The sequence below is a fragment of the Streptomyces sp. NPDC013455 genome (assembly GCF_040632975.1).
GTDB lineage: Bacteria > Actinomycetota > Actinomycetes > Streptomycetales > Streptomycetaceae > Streptomyces.
Genome location: NZ_JBEYCX010000007.1, coordinates 18,284 through 36,978 on the forward strand (window position 1 = coordinate 18,284; position 18,695 = coordinate 36,978).

The 18,695-nt window shown below is 71.2% G+C and carries 12 protein-coding genes and 1 pseudogene; 7 read left to right on the plus strand and 6 right to left on the minus strand.

Translation table 11 applies throughout. The annotated features are described in order from the left end of the window. Positions 1-67: 67 nt before the first annotated feature. The 3 genes from ABZ576_RS13685 to ABZ576_RS13695 all read right to left on the minus strand — a co-directional run bounded on the left by ABZ576_RS13685 (position 68) and on the right by ABZ576_RS13695 (position 3,648). Positions 68-1,177: a S8 family serine peptidase gene (locus ABZ576_RS13685; RefSeq protein WP_360740043.1), complete on the minus strand. Its 1,110-nt coding sequence runs from the start codon at positions 1,175-1,177 to the stop codon at positions 68-70. A gap of 198 nt (positions 1,178-1,375) precedes the next feature. Then, complete coding sequence (locus ABZ576_RS13690; RefSeq protein ID WP_360739624.1) at positions 1,376-3,223, minus strand: hypothetical protein; 1,848 nt, start codon at positions 3,221-3,223, stop codon at positions 1,376-1,378. Next, on the minus strand, positions 3,220-3,648 hold the full coding sequence (locus ABZ576_RS13695) for a hypothetical protein (RefSeq protein ID WP_360739625.1): 429 nt from the start codon (positions 3,646-3,648) through the stop codon (positions 3,220-3,222). Before ABZ576_RS13695 ends, ABZ576_RS13690 begins: the two co-directional genes overlap by 4 nt. Positions 3,649-4,180: 532 nt before the next feature. Between ABZ576_RS13695 and ABZ576_RS13700 the strand changes: the two genes are divergently transcribed. The 3 genes from ABZ576_RS13700 to ABZ576_RS13710 all read left to right on the plus strand — a co-directional run bounded on the left by ABZ576_RS13700 (position 4,181) and on the right by ABZ576_RS13710 (position 7,609). Further along, entirely contained in the window at positions 4,181-4,708 is a 528-nt protein-coding gene (locus tag ABZ576_RS13700) for a hypothetical protein (protein WP_360739626.1), read from the plus strand. Between the two features lie 67 nt (positions 4,709-4,775). Then, entirely contained in the window at positions 4,776-7,049 is a 2,274-nt protein-coding gene (locus ABZ576_RS13705; protein ID WP_360739627.1) for a hypothetical protein, read from the plus strand. Positions 7,050-7,315: 266 nt separating this feature from the next. Continuing rightward, positions 7,316-7,609, plus strand: a complete 294-nt coding sequence (locus ABZ576_RS13710) for a hypothetical protein (RefSeq protein ID WP_360739628.1) — start codon at positions 7,316-7,318, stop codon at positions 7,607-7,609. Between the two features lie 129 nt (positions 7,610-7,738). On the opposite strand, the gene mycP is transcribed toward ABZ576_RS13710, so the two are convergent. Then, positions 7,739-8,959 (minus strand): type VII secretion-associated serine protease mycosin, encoded by a 1,221-nt coding sequence (mycP, locus tag ABZ576_RS13715; RefSeq protein WP_360740045.1) that lies wholly within the window; start codon positions 8,957-8,959, stop codon positions 7,739-7,741. Between the two features lie 143 nt (positions 8,960-9,102). After that, the gene (eccB, locus tag ABZ576_RS13720) at positions 9,103-10,632 is read right to left on the minus strand and encodes a type VII secretion protein EccB (RefSeq protein ID WP_360739630.1); all 1,530 of its coding nucleotides are present in this window, start codon (positions 10,630-10,632) and stop codon (positions 9,103-9,105) included. Positions 10,633-10,829: 197 nt separating this feature from the next. Between eccB and eccE the strand changes: the two genes are divergently transcribed. The 4 genes and pseudogenes from eccE to ABZ576_RS13740 all read left to right on the plus strand — a co-directional run bounded on the left by eccE (position 10,830) and on the right by ABZ576_RS13740 (position 17,465). After that, positions 10,830-12,167, plus strand: coding sequence for a type VII secretion protein EccE (gene eccE, locus ABZ576_RS13725; protein WP_360739631.1), 1,338 nt, complete (start codon positions 10,830-10,832; stop codon positions 12,165-12,167). A 74-nt stretch (positions 12,168-12,241) separates the two neighbouring features. Continuing rightward, complete coding sequence (locus ABZ576_RS13730; protein WP_360740048.1) at positions 12,242-12,952, plus strand: hypothetical protein; 711 nt, start codon at positions 12,242-12,244, stop codon at positions 12,950-12,952. A gap of 379 nt (positions 12,953-13,331) precedes the next feature. After that, positions 13,332-13,388 (plus strand): annotated as a pseudogene (locus ABZ576_RS13735) (hypothetical protein); the annotation flags it as partial. Between the two features lie 1,347 nt (positions 13,389-14,735). Further along, a complete protein-coding gene (locus ABZ576_RS13740) occupies positions 14,736-17,465 on the plus strand; it encodes an AAA family ATPase (RefSeq protein WP_360740051.1) in 2,730 nt (909 codons plus the stop codon). A 202-nt stretch (positions 17,466-17,667) separates the two neighbouring features. Here ABZ576_RS13740 and ABZ576_RS13745 read toward each other — a convergent pair whose 3' ends face one another. Further along, positions 17,668-18,615 carry a bifunctional riboflavin kinase/FAD synthetase gene (locus ABZ576_RS13745; RefSeq protein ID WP_360739632.1) on the minus strand — a complete coding sequence of 316 codons (948 nt, stop codon included), beginning with the start codon at positions 18,613-18,615 and terminating at the stop codon, positions 17,668-17,670. Positions 18,616-18,695 lie beyond the last annotated feature (80 nt).

The window sequence follows — 18,695 nt, forward strand, 5'->3', positions numbered from 1 at the left end:
AGCGCCCGCGCTGCTGGCAAGCGGGTTTCTGCCCACTCGGCGAATGAACAGGTATGCGGGAGACCGCTCAGGCGTTACGGCGTGCGCGCAGCACGGCGAACCCGGCGCCTCCGATGACCAGTACGGCGGCTACGGCGCCGATGATCACCCAGGTCTGGGTGTTGCCGCCGGAGTCGGTTTCTTTGGCGGCGGCGGTGGGGCCGCCGGAGGAGCCGGCGTCCTTCTGGGTCGGCGTCCCCGGCGAAGGCTCGGCCGACGGACTCTTCGGGGCCGTGATGTCCTCGTCCGGGTCCGTCCCGTTCTCGGCGGCCAGGGGGTCCCTGTCGGCCGGGCCGGGATCGATGTCCTTGTCGATCAGCACGCGGCGCGGACGGATGACGCCGTAACCGAGGTACTTGCTCGGCTTGTCCTTGGCCCAGTCACGACCGGCGGTGTCGATCAGTGCGCGGAGAACCTGGTTCGCGGTCCAGTCGGGGTGGGCGGACCACACGAGTGCCGCGGAGGCGGAGGCGATGGCGGAGGCGTGACTGGTGCCCTGCTGCGGGCAGTACTTGGTGAACGTGTTGTCGCACCAACCGGGCACGTTGAGACCTGGCGCCGAGAGATCGACATAGTTGCCGTAGGTGGAGAACTTCCCGACGGTTCCGCTCTCGTCAATGGCGGCTACGCCGATGGCGTACGGATCCATCGCCGGGTAGTTCTTCTTGTTCCCCTTGTCTCCGTCATTACCCATCGAGGTGAAGAGCAACTTGCCCTTGGAAGCCGCGTACTTGAGGGCATCCTCCTCTTCGGAGGTGTAGTACTGGCTCCCGTAGGACATGTTGATGATCTTGGCGTCACTGTCAGCAGCGGCTCTGATCGCCTTCTCGGAGGTCAGTGACCTCGCCCGCTCGTCCTCGTCCTTCAACTGATCCATGCCCACCCGGATCGGGATGATTTTCGCTCCGGGTGCCAGGCCCTTTATGCCACCACCAGCACCTGTACCGGCGATGATTTCGGCCATGGTTGTGCCGTGGCCGTCGTAGTCCTGGGTGACGTGGTACTTCGCGGCTTTCGGTACCTCGTCGACAAGCACTTGCCCCTTGAGTGAAGGCGTCTGCGGATTGACTCCGGTGTCAATGACGGCGACCTTCACGCCCTTGCCGGTGCTGTGCTTCCATATCTCCTCGGCGCCCATCGCGTCCAGATACCACTGCTTGGACTGGGCGTCCGCGGCTGCGGCTGCCGGGGCCAGTCCCGCCGACGCGATGACCAGCGTGCCCAGTGCCGAGCACACGGCGGACAGCCGTCTCGCGTGGCGCTTCGTCAGGAGGGAACTCCTCATGCCGCGTCGGCCGGGTTCTGGCTTCATGCCTGTGTCTGTCCTCGCTCGTGTTCAGTCGCTCTTCTGTGGCACATCACGCCGCTGCTGCGGCGAGCGGTGCTGTTCGTTACCAGCGGGCCCACCAGTGCCGGCCGGGCCCTGGCGGCCGCCCACCGCGCCGCGACCGAGCCCCGTGCCATCGGAGCCCTTGAGCGAGGAACCGGCGGTGTTGCGGGGCGCACCGATCACACCTTCGGGGTTGCCGGCCGAGCGCAGCATTCCCTGGCCCGCGCCGGGCTCCACCTTGGCCGTGGGCGCTCCCACGACTCCCCGCTGCCCGACGGCGCCCTTCGACGGCGTCGAGGAGACCGGCTCGTCGGCGCCGACGACCATACCGCGCGGAACACGCGGACCGGCCGCCTCTGGGGAGGGACGTCCCGTGATGGGCTTGCCACCGACGACACCGTTGCGCGCCGCACCGACCGGACCGGTCGGGCCGGTGGTTCCACGCTGCCCGCCGGGCGCGTTGGTGGGCCTCGGCGTTCCGCCGGTGACACTGCGTCCGATCGGTGCGGGCCCGGGCTGACCGGTCCCGCGCACACCCGGCTGGCCCGCCGGAGCCGAACGCCCCGTGGCACGGGCGGCCTGTCCCATCGGGCCCTGACCCAGCGGGCCCTGCGGCACACGACCACCGGCGATGGCACGCCCGGGCTGCCCCACGGGTCCCTGCGGCACACGGCCACCGGCGACCGCACGTCCCGGCTGGCCTACGGGGCCCTGCGGCACGCGGCCGCCTCCGGTGCCCGAAGGCCCGGTGCGTCCCTGCGGGGAGTAGGGAGACCGGCCGGCCGGCCCATAGCCGGGGGTACGGCCGGTGGCAGGCGTGACCGGAGGCGTCACCGGTCCGGGCACGAACGGCGGCACCTGCCCGCTGCCTCCGGTGGTCGGAAGGGTGGGCGCCGGGGAACTGGGCGGCGTGGTGGGCGCCTGAGGGGGCAGCGTGGTCGTCGTGTTGATTTCCGTACCGACACTGCCACCGCCGGGAGGAGCACTTGGCTCGTGCACTTCCCTGAGAGGCGGGACGGCTCCGCCGTTCCCCGATCCCGGCACGGAGGCCGTCCCGTGGTGGCCTTCCGTCACACCTGAGTGGTCCACCGCCACACCGTCGCGAAGCGCTGCTGCGGCGGCCGCTCCCGAGCCGCCCTGCACCCAGTTCTTCTCCCGCCCCGACGGCCGGGGCACGCCCACATCCGGAATGGGCTCGAACGGCTTCGGCTCCGCTTCGAGCTGCGTGCCCAAGGTGCTGGCGGACACCGAGTAGAAGGACGCCAACCGGTTCATCTGGTTGATCGCCTCCTGCCGGTTCTTCTCGACCGCCAGCGCGGCCGCGTAGTCCGGGTCGCCGTCGACCTGCTTGGCCTTCGGCAGCTTCTCGGGGCGCTTCTGCTCGTCCGCCGGCCGGGTGTCCCGGGGCGGCATGGCGCTGCGCACGGAGGCCAGACCCGTGGCGGCGGCGGAGATCTCGGTCGCGGCGACGTCGGCGAAGGTCGCGAGGCCCTGGCTCCACCCGATGAGACCCTTGGTCCAACTCTGGAAGGCGGTTGCGCCCTCGCCTTCCCAGTCGACGTCCGCGAGGTGGGTCTCCAGGTCCTTGGCCGCGTCGTGGATCGCCGTACGGGCGTCCCAGAGGGCCTTGCTGGCCGCCTCCAGGTGCTCGGGGTTGGCGTCGCGGACCAAGTCGATCATGTCGTTGAGGTCGTGGTTCTCGAAGTCCGTCCGACCGAGGGACATGGCCGATCCCATCGGCGTGCCCCGGAACATCCGCTGCAGGGCGCTGACCGCGTTGACCACGCCGACCTGGGCGTTCGCCTGCTCCACATCGGCCTTGTACGGGGCCTTCTGCTTCCAGTCGTCGCTCACTTGAGCTTGTCCTCCCCCACGGACTTGTCCCCGCCGGCGCGCTCGGGAGCCTTGTCCGGCTTCGCCTTGCCCTCCGTCGCCTTGCGGTGCTCCTCGTCGAGGTGGGCCCGGATCTCCCAGAACCGGCGGCGCACCTCGTCCTCCGTACCGTCGTACGTGACATCGGCCGCGTGAGCCGCGAGCGTCAGCGCCTCTATCTGCAAGGCCAGGTTCTTCGACAGAGAGGTGAGGCGCTCATGCACCTGCTCGTACTTGCCGTGCAGCTCGGTCGCCTCCGCGAAGGGGATGTTCGAGCCACTGAAGGAACCGGCGCTGAGCTTGTGCTCCGCGAGCCTGGACGGGCTGCCTGGGGCACCCTCGAAGGCTGTCAGCGCGTCGTCCACTTTCTTCTTGAACTTCGACAGCGCGTCGATGCCGCGCCTCATGCCCGAGCCGCCACCACCGCTCACCGCGACCCCTTCCCCGTTTCCCCGTTTGTGTAGCTGGACAGACCAGGCGACACATGGCCGCATCATCCGATCTATCGCTGACCACTGTAGTCACTGTGCACATGGCGGCCAACTGAACTCTTCGACAGTTCAGTTGCGATGCTGTCCCGAAGTGACCGACTCACGGCGACCCGGGACCGACAATGTGGTCAATAGCGGCAGACGGTGTCGGACATCTGCGCAGAAGCTTCACACGTGCGGGGGTGGGCGGAGGCTGGAGGCGATCCGGGGGTGAACTTTGCAACCACAAAGCTCACCCTCAAGGGATTGACCTCGCGTTGCCGAACAGTTCGGACCGGAGTTCGGGCGCCAGTCCGTCAAGAGGGGCTGATCGGCCGGGCCACGGGCTCACCTCCGCCGAACCTTCACATCAGACACATCACCCATAGTGGACAAGGTGCAAATTCTCCTCAGCACCGGTTGCTAGCTTGGCTCGGCACCGGAGCAACCACGGGGGAAGGGGTTTCCCATGGCATGGGACGAGTGGGAGCAGCTGAAGACGCAGGCCGCCGGGGGGACATCGGCGCACATGCGGCTCAACCACGTCGACGGGGGCGACGGCACCCAGGGGCCCGATGCACTCCCCGGCAAGACCGGTGACCTCAGGGTGGGTCACGGCGACCTGGTGAAGATCGGCAGCGCCGCCCACCATCTCTACGACCAGCTCTGGGACAAGGCCCGCGTGGCGATCCCGAGCAGCGATTCCGCGGCCGGCGACCTCTCGAAGCAGGGCTTCGCCCTCGGCGCCGGTCTCCAGCACGTCTCGAACCGCTGGGAGGAGCAGCTGAAGTCCCTGATGGACGCCTGTGCCCAGATCTCCAACCACATGCAGGTCACCAAGGCCGTGCACACGAGCGACGACACCTACATCCAGCGCCAGATGAGCAGCATCGACGCGCTGGACGCCGGGTTCGACGAAAGGGTCGGGGCGCCGGGCGAGAAGAACGACTACGGGGACGACGGCAAGGGCAAGGGCAAGGGCCAGAAGAAGGAGTAGCGGCGTCCGGTTGCTGACGACGCAAACGATCACACCGCTCGGCACCGCTACGCCTGGAAGGCCACCGATGGATTTCAACGCCCTCTACCACGCCAACTTCAAGCTGCTCGACGACGCCGTGACCGACTGGTCCACGCTCGTGCGGCACCTCGAAGGCCTGAAGAAGGACGCCGAGGACGGGATGCACAAGGCCGCCAACAAAGCCAACTGGGCCGGTGTGAACGCCCAGGTCTCCAAGGAGTTCATCGGCAAGACGGCCGGTGAGTTCGGTGACGCCCACACCCAGGCCACGACCATCCGCAACATCCTGCGTGACACCCGGAACGAGCTGAAGACGTACCACCAGCAGCTGACCGACGCCGTCGCGCGCGGGCGGAACAAGAATCTGACCGTCGTCGGAGCGGGCGACGGCGCGTTCACGGTCATGGGCAGCACGCGGCCCGACTGGAGCTCCGACCCGAGCGGCAGGACCAGTACGACCGACCAGAAGGACGTCGACGACCTCCGCGACGAGATCCAGGGCATCCTCGGCAAGGCCACCGAGAGCGACAACACGGCCAAGACGGTTCTCATGGCGGTCGTGGACCAGACCCGGATGGGTTTCTCGGACGCCGCCTACGAGAACCGGGACACCGCGGCGGCGGCCGTCAAGAAGGCCGACGAGTTGGCGAAGCTGGCGAAGAAGGATCCGGACGACCTCACGGTCGAGGAGTTCGACCGACTGAACGCCGGCCTGAGGCAGTACCACGACGACCCGCTGTTCGCGGAGCGCTTCACGACCGGCCTCGGGGCGAAGAAGACCCTGGAGTTCTGGGCCGGAGTCGCGGATCCCATGGTGGCACCTGATCTCACCCGCGAGCGGCGGGAAGAGTTCGACCAACTGCAGAAGAGTCTGGGTCTGACACTCGCCACGGCCACTCGGAGCGACACACCGGCGATGGCCCGGTGGAAGCACGAGGTCATCGAGCTGGGCGACCAACAGGTCGGGCACCGAGGGAACGTCATCGGCTTCCAGGTCATGAGCAACCTCATGCGCGTGGGTGATTACGACGACGCGTTTATGACCGAGTACGGCGAGCGGTTGATGGCGACGGAGCGGAAGCGCACGCACGACGGCACCTATGGCGCCTGGCAGCAGATGGCCTCCGACCCGTACCTGAACCGGATGGGCGGCGACACGGGCTGGGATCCGCTGAGCGGATACCTGAAGGGCCTCTCCAACAGTCCTGACGCCGCCACCGAGTTCTTCAACGACGATTTCATCCCGAAGGGCGGCGACCACAAACACGCCGTCTCCAACTTCACCTACCTGTTCGAAGAGCGAGACTGGCCGCAGGCGCTCAAGAGCGACTTCAGCGGCGATGGAAGCGACGACGGGCGCAACAACCTGGCATCCGCCTTGGAAGCAGCCACGACGGGGCACCCTGCAGGGGAACTCCCCACACCGGACACTGCGCCTCACAACAAGGAACAGGCCAAGCTCTTCAACGCCATCGTCTCGTCAATTGGGGACGATCCCGAACGGCTCACAGATCATGCCTTCATGGCCGACAGCATTGGACAGATTGCTTCCGAGTACCTACCGGACATCAACCGTGCGACGACCGACGTGAGCCGGGATTCGGAGGACTGGAAGCAGATCGAGAAGCTTTATCCGATCGCTGGCACCGACAGCGAGGTGCACCATCGGGATGTGAGTCAGTTCCTCTTCGCCGTCGCCCAGGACCCAAGGGGCTACGCGGCCGTGGAAGTAGGACAGCAGACGTACATGTCCAAGCTCATGGAATACCACCTCGACCCGGACCTACCAGCGGACCAGCGCTTCTCTCAGGACCCGGAGACGACGGTCAAGTACATCGCCCAGCGATCCGGCGAAGTCTCCGGTGTCCTCGGTCTCGGACGGCAGGAAGAGATCGCGAAGCCGGCCGGCGAGAAGGATCACGACTACGACTACAGCGTCTCACAGCGTAAGAACTGGATCTCGGGCGGTGTGGGGACGGTCGTTGGCGTAGGGACGTCGTTCATTGCGACTCCCTGGGTGGGTGCGGCGGCCGGCGGCGGAGCCGGTACGGTCACCAGCGTGGTTCTGGAGCGCGTTTTCAAGGACGCCGAGGGACATGCACTGGAGAACGCCGCCGACGAAATGGGAAGCCGATGGCAGGCCGGCCTGGAGAAGAACAACGAGTACGTTGCTCTAGGCGCACAGAAGGCAGCTGAAAGACACCATCTCGCGAACTCGGACGACATTGGTACTTGGTCACGAGAAGGAGCTCGCCAGGGATACATCAACGCTGAGAGCATCCTGCGGGGCCAGGCCCCTGGCAGCAGAACGACCTCCTGACATCCAGCAGTGACGAGAATGCCATGAATGCGACCCACAGTCTTCACCGAGGCCACCGTGCAGGGGCGGTCATCGCGGTTTCCACCCTACTCATCGCACTCGCGAGTTGCTCTGAAGAGAAGCAGAAACGCGACTACTCCATACCTCGGTCGCTGTGCGGGACCCCTGTCGACAGTGACGCGCTCACCGCGTTCCTCCCCTCTGGCAAGGTTGTCTCGACGAAGGCCACGGCCACTTCGTCCGGGGCCACCCGATGCACTCTTTCCGTGGACGGGAAGCCGATCGTCCGCACGACACAAGAGTGGTGGAACGATATGTCCGTCCTGCAATTCGCCCGGGGGCTGACCCTTGAGAAGGTGGGTCATCAGACGGACGACGGACGGTTCGCCTACTCAGGGAACGAGGCATTCGGTAAGACCGGCCAGTGCCACAACGATCACGATCAGGTCATGTACACAGCCGTACTGGCCACGGGCTCGAAACACCGAGACACCGAGGCCATGAAGAAACTGATCACCAAGTACACGGACGCGGTGCAACAATCCAGCGTCTGTCGCTGAGTGAATCGCGTCCGCAGCAGGCTCAGGGGCACAGGTCAGCACTCCCTGCCCGTAACACCGTCAGTCGGCATACCGGCGGGGTCAGGCCCCCTGCCCCCGGTATGCCGGCGACGTGCAGCCGTCCGTTCATCACCCGCCTGGCATCAGCCTGCGGCGCCTGCGGCGGGCGTCTCGTAGGGCTACTGCTCCGCCGCTCATCGCTGCCACCAGTACCGCCACCGCCACGGCGACGTACGTCGCGAAGCGGGCGCGGCGTTCCCGGGGGGTTTCGCCGAGGGTGAGTTCGGCGGGGGTGGGGGCCTCCGCATGGGTGAGGCCCGCGTCGGGGCGGGGGGACTCGATCGGGTGATCGTCCTCCGTGAGGGCGCGGACCGGGTCGACCACGCCCCAGCCGACGAGGCGGTCGTGGCCCGGGATGGAGCGTTCCGCGGTCTGTTCGATCTGGGCCACCACTTCCTGCGGTGTCCAGTCGGGGTGCTTGGCCTTGATCAGTGCGGCGACGCCGGCCACGTAGGGGGCGGAGAAGCTGGTGCCGTTGTCCGGGCAGTGGCCGCCCTTGGGAACCGTGGAGATCATGTCGACGCCCGGGGCCGCCACGCCGACGAAGTCGCCCGACTGGGAGAAGGCCGCGCGTTCGTTGTTGCGGTCGGAGGCGCCAACGGCGAGGACGCCGGGGTAGGACGCGGGATACGTCTTCTTCGAGTTGCCGCCCAGACCGTCGTTGCCCGCCGAGGCGACCACGACGATGCCGGCGTCCAGCGCCTCGTCGACCGCCCGCTGCAGGTCCGGGTCCGGGGCCGCGGCGTTGGCCGTGTCCTGGGAGATGTTGATGACCCCGGCCTTCTTGCCGATCGCGTGCCGGATGGCGCGGGCGAGAGTGAGGGCCGTGCCGTTGCCGTCGGCGTCGTTCTGTTTGACCGGGATGATCGTGGCCTCGGGCGCGAGGCCGACGAAGCCCGTGCCCTTCATGGGGCGGGCCGCGATGATGCCCGCCACGCGGGTGCCGTGGCCGACCGTGTCGGTCGTGCCCTTGGCGTTGCCGCGGTCGATGGGCTCGCCCTTCTTGTCCTTGGTGGGCAGGAAGTTGGCGCCCAGGGAGGCGTCGACGGCTTTGGTGAGCTGCGGGTTGGCCGTGTCGACGCCCGTGTCGATGACGGCGACCCGGACGCCCTTGCCCTTCGACTGGCTCCACAGTTCGTCGAGGTTGACGCGCTGGAGCGACCAGGGGGTGCCCGCGTACTTGTGGTTGGTCTTGGAGAACGTGCACTCGTCGGTGCCCGGGTCCGCCTGGGCCACCGGTGCCGTCAGCAGGGTGGTGGCGATGGCCAGGGCCAGTGCGGTCGTCGCCATGGTCGTGCGGAGGTGGGGCGGGGGCGTCGTCCTGCGCCTGGAGAGCATCGTCGTACCCCTGGCGAGCGTCGTCGTACCCCTGGCGAGCGTCGTCGTGTCCCTGGCGAGCGTCGTCGTGTCCCTCGAGAGCATCGTCGTACCCCTCAGGAGCCCTGCGGCTGGCGGGCCGCCGCGGTCGACAGGCGGGGGCCGGTGGGCAGGAACTTCGACCAGGGGGCCGGGATGGGGGCGGGGTCGAGGTCGGCGTAGCCGAGGCGGGTCTGCGCCAGCTTGGCCTCCTGCTGGAGCTGCTTGCGCTGCTTGGCCGACATGCCGATGCCCTTGTCGTCGGTGGCGCTGTCGTCGTTGGACTGGAGGGCGTAGCGCAGGCCGGTGTCGGTGACCAGGAAGACGCCGCCGACCTTGGTCTCCCTGCCCTGGAACTGGCGGTAGAGCTGGCCGGAGCCGGCGGTGACGTACGCGCTGGAGGAACCGGTGGGCAGCACCGCCGGGAAGTCGGAGCCGGCCCAGGTGGTCAGCGTGGTCTCACCGTTGTCGGGGTCGACGCGGTTGAGGACGTTGCAGATGGTGTTGCGGCTGCCGTCGGCGGTGGAGGGGCTGTTGACCGCGCTGGGCTTCTCGGTGGGCCAGGTGTGGTCGGCGGCGAACGGCTCGCCCCGGGTGATGGCGCCCGCGCTGACCTCCTGGGGGTGTCCGGCCTGCCCGAGCTTCACGAGGTCCTTGCTGGCCAGGAGGAGCTGGGCGACGAAGTCGGAGACGGGGGCGACGCGGCCGGGCAGGACGACGAAGTACTGCTCGTGGCCGTTGACCGGTGCCCTGAGCACCATGCCGACGCGGTTGGCCCGCTCGTCCAGCTGGCCGGGGGCGCCTGCGGCGGCGCCCGCGGCGCCGGTGATCGCCGGGAAGGTGATCTCGTCGCCCTCGTGCAGCGTCTCCATCCACTCCTTGGTCACCTGCTGCGGGGTGCGGTCCGCGCCCACGAGGGTCTGGAGCAGCAGGGTGTCGGAGGCGTCCACCGGGTACGCCCGGCCGTACGCGTCCACGACGTACTGCTTCTTGTCCGGGGTGGCGACGTAGAGGAGTTCGCCGCCGTGCAGCTTCTGCTTGGTGCCGTGGAGCTTGCCCTGGTCGCGCTCGGCCAGGACGAAGGCGGCCTTCTGGATGGAGCTGCCGCTGCCGCTCGGGCGTTCGCAGACGGCCCACTGCTTGGCCGCGCCGGCCTCCTTGCCGGAGGGCAGCCGGTCGGGGGCGTAGGGGATGCCGATGGTGACGCCGTGCGGGATCTTGCCGTTGTCGAGGATCGACTCGTCGACGGTGACGACGTCGACGTCGCTCTGGGTGTCCAGGACGAGTTTGGCGGAGGCCATGTTGAGGACCGGGTGGAGCTGCACCTTGCCCTTGGTCTTCAGGACGACGTACCGGGTGGTGGACTTGCTGGCGATGATCACCTTCTGTCCGGGGTCGTCCCAGCCCTGCGGAGCCGTGGGCTTGAACATGCCCCAGGCACCGAAGGCGGCCAGGACGACCGCGCCCACGATCGCGCCGGGCACGATGGCACGCAGCGGCCGGGGCGCTCCCTCGTCGGAGGCATCCGGTGACGACTGCACGAACGACGCGAGCGTGCGCCGCTTCGCGAAGGTGTAGGCGTTGAGTTGGTCCCGCCGAGATGCCATCTGTGCCCGTTTCTCCCCGTGTCTCACGCGGAGCGCGCCCGGGGACCACGCTCCCCCGCCCTCCGCTGTCGGACCCGGCCCCTACTATGCCTGGTACGGAGCGGGTCTCGTGGAGCGGGTAGGGTACCTGGGCCCTCAAGGGCCTTGTTCAGTGGCCTGGTTCCAGCGAGTTGTGAGCAAAACGGGGGGATGGAGTGATGGCTTCCGGAACGCGGACGCGAGCGCGCGGCCGGTCGGCGGCACGAGGCCGTGCGGCCGGGTCCGGGAGGCCGCCGCGTGGGGCGTCCGCCCGGCGGGACGCGGAGCGGCAGCAGGTCACGCTCGCTCTGCGGCAACGGCCGGGCCAGCCCGGCTCGTTCCGTTTGCAACGGCTCGTGCTGGTGGAGCTGGCGCTGGCCGTGCTGCTCGTCGGCTGGGCCGTCGGGATGGCGGCCCTCGTACCGGGCGCGGTGGTCGCGCTCGCGCTGGTCCTGCTGGCCTTCGTACGGCGGCGGGGCCGGTCCGTGCCGGAGTGGCTCGGCACCGCGCGGGAGCTGCGGGCGCGGCAGAAGCGGGCCGCGGACACCCCGATACCGCCGGGCACGGAGCCCGGACTGGTCCCGGCGGTCGAGTGCGAGCCGGCCCTGCGGACGTACTCGTACGGCGCGCGGGACCGGCGCCCGGTCGGCATCGTCGGAGACGGCACCTTCGTGACCGCCGTGCTCCAGGTGGAGGCCGACGCGACCGCGCTGCGCGCCGAGCGCAGCCGGCAGCCGCTGCCGCTGGGCCTGGTGCGGGACACGCTGGAGGTGGACGACATACGCCTGGAGTCGGCCCAGATCGTGCTGCACACCCAGCCGGCCCCCGCACTGCACCTGCCCCAGCAGTCCGTGGCCGTCTCGAACTACCTGCCGCTCCAGGAGCAGACCGGCGCCCCGGCCGTGCGCATCACCTGGATCGCCCTCAAACTCGACCCCGAACTGTGCGCGGAGGCCGTGGCCGCGCGCGGCGGCGGGCTGCCCGGCGCGCAGAAGTGCGTCGTGCGGGCCGCGGACCATCTGGCGAGCCGGCTGGCCGGCGCCGGGTTCCGGGCACGGGTGCTGGACGAGGAGGAGCTGGTCGCCGCCCTCGCCACCTCCGCCTGCGCCAATCCGCTGGTCACCGCCGAGGCGGGGCGCAGCGAGACCCGGGAGCGGCGCACGGAGGAGTCCGGGCGCAGCTGGCGCTGCGACAACCGGCGGCACACGACGTACTGGGTGCGCCGCTGGCCCCAACTGGGCGGCGGCCGGGGCGAGTCCCTGCCGCAGTTCGTGGCCCGGGTGACGGCGATACCGGCGCTGGCGACGACCTTCAGTCTGACGCTCGCGCGCGCGGAGCGGCAGGAGGTGTCGCTGTGCGGTCACCTGCGGGTGACCGGGCGCAGCGACGACGAACTGGTGGCGGCGCGGCGCGCGCTGGAGGGTGCGGCCCGGCAGTCCGGGGCGGGCCTGGCCCGTCTCGACCGCGAGCAGCTGCCCGGCATGCTGGCCACTCTGCCGCTCGGAGGTGCGCGGTGACGACCATTCCGACGACTTCCCCGGCGCCGGGTACGACCGCGCGGGGGACGCCGGAGCCGTCCGCGCCGCGGCGGATGGCCGAGCGGCTGCGGCACGGGCTCGGCCTGATCGGCCCCCGGCACGGCCGGCACGCGCTGTCCGCGCAGCAGCTGGACGCGCTCGCCCTGCCCATCGGGGACGACGGGGTGGTGGCCGGGGTCGACGCCGAGGGGCAGCCGGCCGTGCTGGGCATCAACCGGCCCACGCCCTACGACGTCGTCCTGATCGGCGGCCTGTGGACGGCGCAGGTGCTGGCGTTGCGTTCGGCGGCCACCGGCGCCCGGGTGGCGGTGGAGACGGGCCGGCCGCAGGCCTGGATGCAGATGGTGCACGCCATGGGCGGCGGACAGAACGGGCTGTCCGTGTACGACGTCGGGCGGGTGCCGCCGCAGGGTGCCTCCGCCGGTACGCCCGTACTGGTGGTGCGGGACTGCGGTATGCGCCCTCCGCGCGGCCGGGTGGTGTCCGGTCCCTGGCAGTCGGTGCTGACGCTGCTGCCGTACCTCAGCCCGGTCGCACCCAGGCTGCTGCGGCAGGCGCGGCTCACCGGCATCCAGCGGGTCTCGCCGGACGAGGCGGCCGAACTGGGGCGCACGATGGGGCTGTCGCGGACCGAGGTGGAATCGCTGCCGGCGCTGCCCGACGGCGTCACCCTCTGGTGCACGGACCGTGACCGGCAGTACGTGCTGACGCAACCCACCGATGCCGAGATCGGATTGTTGGGTACCCCGCGCCGGATGGACTGAACTGCCCTCACCTGTCCCTTTTGTTCAGGTGGTGCGGAGCAGCGCGTGCCTTCCTCGTACGCCGCGGGTCCGCCGTTCGTTCCCCGGTTCCTCCGGCAAGGGGCGAGGCGGGCGCGGCTGTTCCGGGCGTGACGAGAGCCGGCGGACGGCCACCGAGAGGTGGGCGGGCCTGCCGAGGTGTGGCTCGCGGTGATTAGGCTGGGAGCGGGCGCGATGGCAGGACCCGTGGACCGGGCGTCGGTGTCCCGGGGGGAGGGCCGGTGAATCGGACTGCCCCGAACGACTACGGACGACTCGTACGACACGACATGGTCGCCCCGGCACGGCATGAGGGTGCTCGACCACACCAGGAGGAACTGTGAGCAGCGATCGGGACGGGATGCGCGGGGGCTGGGACACACCCGGCGATGACCAGCCCGACGCGGAGGCCGTCGAGACCACCGGCGAGTTCACCATCGACTACGCTCCCCCCGCCTGGTACACGCAGAACGCCTCCGGTACGGCGGGCGGCTCCGACGGAGTGGGCGGTTTCGGCGGGTCGGGCGGCTCCACCGGAGCGGGCGGCACCGCCGGGTCGGGTGGCTCCGGTGCCGCCGGTGACGCGGGCGCTCAGGCCGCCTCCGGTCCGACGCCGTTCCCCACGGGGTCGCCGGTGCCGGGCCCGACGCCGCCCCCGGCGGGCGCCCAGCCGGCGGGTACGCCCGCGCAGGGCACGCCGTTCACGCCTTCGTTCGCTCCGCAGCAGGGGGCTCCGTACGCACCGCCCGCGCCGCAGGGCGCTCCGTACGCACCGCCCGCGCCGCCCGCGCCGCAGGGCGCTCCGTACGCACCGCCGGCGCCCGCGGAGGGCACGCCGTTCCCTCCGGCCGCGCAGCCCGCTCCGCCGGTCGGCGACCCGGTGCCGATGCCGAGGCTGCCCGAGGGGTTCGAGCTCCAGCAGCCGCAGCGGCCCGCCGCGCAGGAGACGCCGGCCGCTTCCGCCGTGGTCGAGCCGGAGACGGCGAACGGGGACCTGGAGAGCGGGGCGACGATGCGGTTCTCCGCCGTCGCCCTGAAGCGCGAGATGGCCGAGATCGCCGAGCGCGCGGCCGCCGCGACGCAGTCGGCCGAGACCGCGGGTGCGGGCTCCGGGTCCGCCGACGGCGGCTCCGGGGCGGCCGGGGGCGGCTCCGGGGCGGCCGGGGGCGGCTCCGGGGCGGCCGGGGAGGGCTTTGCGGCCGCCGGGGAGGGCTCGGAGTCCGGTGAGAAGGGCTCCGTGGCCGCCGGGGAGGGCTCCGAGTCCGCCGGGGAGGGTTTCGCGGCAGGCACGGCTGCTGTGGGCGAGGACGGCGCGGGGGCCGCCGGAGTCGGATCCGCCTCGGGCGCGGAGGGCTCCGCCGGTTCCGCGGGGGCCGTGGCCGCCGGGGGTGGTTCGGCCGAGGTGCCCGCCGAAGGCGTGTCCGCCGAAGGCGTGTCCGCCGAAGGCGTGTCCGCCGGCGGTGTCCAGGGTGGTACGCCCGCCGCCTCCGCGCCGGGCGACGCCGCCGAGCGCACCGAGGAGTCCGGTCCGGCCGCTGCCGGGCAGGAGAGTGCGGTGGCGGACGCGGCCGGCTCGGGGGGCTCCGCGTCCGACGGTACCGAGGAGCCGAGCGCCGACGGATCGAGCGAAAGGGGCCGGGTCGCGGCCGGGTCCGAGGGCCTGGCCGGGGCCGAGGGCCTGGCCGGATCCGAGGGCCTGGCCGGATCCGAGGGCCTGGCCGGGTCCCGGAACGAGGCTGCGTCTGCGGGCGGGGGCGCGGCCACCGTGGAGGAGGGGCCGGCCGACGCCGCCCACGCCACCGCGGGGGACGGCTCCGCCGACGCCGACGGCGGCCGGTCCGACGCGCAGGCGGCTTCCGTGGGCACCGAGCAGCCCGGGGCGGCGGACACCGAGCAGGCGGAGGGCTCCGGGGCCGGGAGTTCCGGGGCCGGGAGTTCCGGGGCCGCAGGCTCTGGGGCCGGGAGTTCCGGGGGCGCGGACGTCGCAGCGTTGAACGCCGCGGCCGTGGGCGCCGTGGAAGCCGGTGCGGTGGCAGCCGACGCCTTGGCGCGGGACGGTGTGCCCCAGCCGGGCGGGGCACAGGGCAGCAGCACGGCCACCGGTGGGCCGCAGGGCGGCGGCACGGACGCCGGTACGCCGCAGGACGGCGTGCCCCAGCCGGGCGCGTCGCAGGACGGCGGCTCGGGCCCCGGTGCGCAGCAGAGCAGCGTTCCCCAGCCCGCCGGTGCTTTCCCGCCCGCCGGTGTTCCCCAGCCCGCCGCACCGACCGCTCCCCCGGTCCCCCAGGCTCCGCACGGCGCCCAGCCCGGCTGGACCCCGCCGCCCGGGCCGCAGAGCGGGGTGCCTCCGCTGCCGCCCGCGTACCAGCCCGCCCACCCGGCGGCCGGCGCCCAGTGGCCCGCACAGCCCGCGCCGCAGCAGCCGGCGCAGCCCGGCCCGATGCCCGGTCAGCAGCCGCAGCCGCAGCATCAGCCGCAGCCGCAGGGAGCTCAGGGACCGGTCGGCGTGCCCGGTCAGCAGCAGCCGTTCCAGCCGCAGGCCCCGCAGCCGACGCCCGCCGCGTGGAACCAGCCGGGTCAGCCCCATCAGCCTGGCCGGCCAGGGCCGTCGGGCCAGCCGTATCAGCCTGGTCAGCCGGGCGCCCCTGTCGTGCCCGGCCCCGCACCGGCGGCGGGTCCGCAGCCGGCCCCCCACAGCCCCACGCCTCCCACGCCCCCGAACGGCTACGGATTCCCGCAGCCCGGCACGCCGAACCCCTCGGCACAGCCGGGTGGTTACGGCTTCCCCCAGTCCGGTGGTCCGCAGTCGGCGCCCAACGGCCCGACACCGCCGAGCGGTTACGGCTTCCCGCAGCCCGGCACACCGCAGCCGGCCCCCAACGGCCCGACGCCGCCTGACGGGTACGGCTTCCCGCAGCCGGGCGCGCCCAACCCGCCGGCCCAGCCCGGCGGCTACGGCTTCCCCCAGCCCGGCGCCCCCAACTCCCAGCCACAGCCCCAGCCCCAACCGCAGCCGGGTGGTTACGGCTTCCCCCAGTCACCGCAGAACCCCGACCCGGCCCCTGCTCCCGCCCCCGGCACGGCGCAGGCCCCGCACGCCCCCGTCGACCCCCGCTCGGGCGCCGCGTGGCCGCAGGCCGTGCAGCACGACCAGCGGCAGCCGACCAACCCCGGTGCCGCGCCGCTCGGTTACACCGCCGCCGTGGAGCTGTCCTCGGACCGGCTGCTCAACAACAAGCGGCAGAAGGCGAAGAGCGGGCGGCCCGCGGCGGCCGGCGGCCGGTTCAAGATCGGTGGCAAGAAGGAGGAGGCCGAGCGGCAGCGCAAGCTGGAGCTGATCCGCACGCCGGTGCTCTCCTGCTACCGCATCGCGGTCATCAGCCTCAAGGGCGGTGTCGGCAAGACGACCACGACCACCGCGCTGGGCTCCACCCTCGCCACCGAGCGGCAGGACAAGATCCTCGCCATCGACGCCAACCCGGACGCCGGTACGCTCGGGCGGCGCGTGCGCCGGGAGACCGGGGCCACCATCCGTGACCTCGTCCAGGCCATCCCGTACCTGAACTCCTACATGGACATCCGGCGGTTCACCTCGCAGGCCCCCTCCGGCCTGGAGATCATCGCCAACGACGTGGACCCGGCCGTCTCGACCACGTTCAACGACGAGGACTACCGGCGGGCGATCGACGTGCTCGGCCGGCAGTACCCGGTCATCCTGACCGACTCGGGCACCGGTCTGCTGTACAGCGCCATGCGCGGGGTGCTGGACCTCGCCGACCAGCTCATCATCATCTCCACGCCGTCCGTGGACGGGGCGAGCAGCGCCAGTACGACGCTGGACTGGCTGTCCGCGCACGGCTACGCGGACCTGGTCTCCCGGTCCCTCACCGTGATCTCCGGGGTCCGCGAGACCGGAAAGATGATCAAGGTCGAGGACATCGTGGCGCACTTCGAGACCCGCACCCGCGGGGTCATCGTCGTGCCCTTCGACGAGCACCTGGCCGCCGGTGCGGAGGTCGACCTGGACATGATGCGGCCGAAGACGCGCGAGGCGTACTTCAACCTCGCGGCGATGGTCGCGGAGGACTTCACCCGCCACCAGCAGGCGCACGGCCTGTGGACGAGCGACGGCAACCCGCCCCCGGTCGCCGCCCCGCCCATGCCTGGCCAGGCCATGCCGGGCCAGCTGTACGGCACCGGTCAGCCGTATCCGCAGGCCCCGGGTCAGGAGTATCCCCAGGCCCCGGGTCAGGGGTACCCGCAGCCGCAGGGCCAGGGGTACCCGCAGGCACCGGGGCAGCCGTACGCCCCGGGCCAGCAGCCCTACCCGCCGCAGCAGGGCCAGCAGGGCCAGCAGCCGTACCAGGCGCCGCCCGGCTACCCGCAGCAGCCGGGGCAGCCCGGCCAGCCGCAGCCGCAGCCGCAACCCCAGCCGCCACACGGCCAGCAGCCCCCGCACGGCCAGCAGCCGCCGCAGGCTCCGCCCCAGCAGTAGGGCCGCGAGACGCGAAAGGGCGGCCGGTGCTCACCGCACCGGCCGCCCTTTACGCTGACCCGGAGAAGCAGTCGGAATAGCTGGGACCGCCGGGACCGCACTACTGCTCGAACGACTACTGCTCGACGTCTACCGCTCGACGTCTACCGCTCGAACGACTACCGCTCGACGTCTACCGCTCGAACGACTACCGCTCGAACGACTACTGCTCCGCCGCCACGATCTCCCGGCAGCGCTTCACATCCGCGGCCATCTGCTCCAGCAGACCTTCCAGCGACTCGAACTTCGCCTGACCGCGCACGAACGCGAGGAAGTCGACGGCGACGTGCAGGCCGTACAGGTCGAGGCCGACGCGGTCGATGGCGTACGCCTCCACCGTGCGCTCGGTGCCGTCGAACTGCGGGTTGGTGCCCACGGAGATGGCGGCCGGCATGGCCTCGCCCTGGGCGTGCAGGTAGCCGGCGTAGACGCCGTCGGCCGGAATGGCGGTGTGCGGGAGCGTCTCGACGTTCGCCGTCGGGAAGCCCAGTTCCCGGCCGCGCTGGGCGCCGCGCACGACCACACCCTCCACGCGGTGGGGGCGGCCGAGGATCTCGCGGGCGCCCGCGAGGTCGCCCTCGGCGACCAGGCGGCGGGTCAGGGTGGAGGAGAACGGCTCGCCGCCACCCGCCTCGCCGGTGACGTACAGGTCGACGACCTCGACCTCGAAGTCGTAGATCTTGCCCTGCTCCCCGAGGAACTCGACATCCCCGGCCGCCTTGTGGCCGAAGCGGAAGTTGGGGCCCTCCACGACCGCCTTGGCGTGCAGCTTGTCCACCAGGACCTTCACCACGAAGTCGGCGGGCGAGAGCCGAGAGAACTCGGTGGTGAACGGCAGGATCAGGACCGCGTCCACGCCCAGCTCGGCCATCAGTTCGGCACGGCGGTGGTGCGGGGCCAGCAGCGGCGGGTGGCTGCCGGGACGGACGACCTCGCTGGGGTGCGGGTCGAAGGTGACGACGACGGCCGGTACGCCCAGTTCACGGGCGCGGTCGACGGCGTGCGCGATGATCAGCTGGTGGCCGCGGTGGACGCCGTCGTAGGAACCGATGGTGACGACGCTGCGCCCCCAGTCCTCGGGAATGTCCTCCAAGCCACGCCAGCGCTGCACTGTGACCGCTCCTCGAACCCTTGTCCGTGTCCTGCCTTGACCTCGTGGTGCAGGTCTAAGGGTGCCATGCCGGGTGCTCC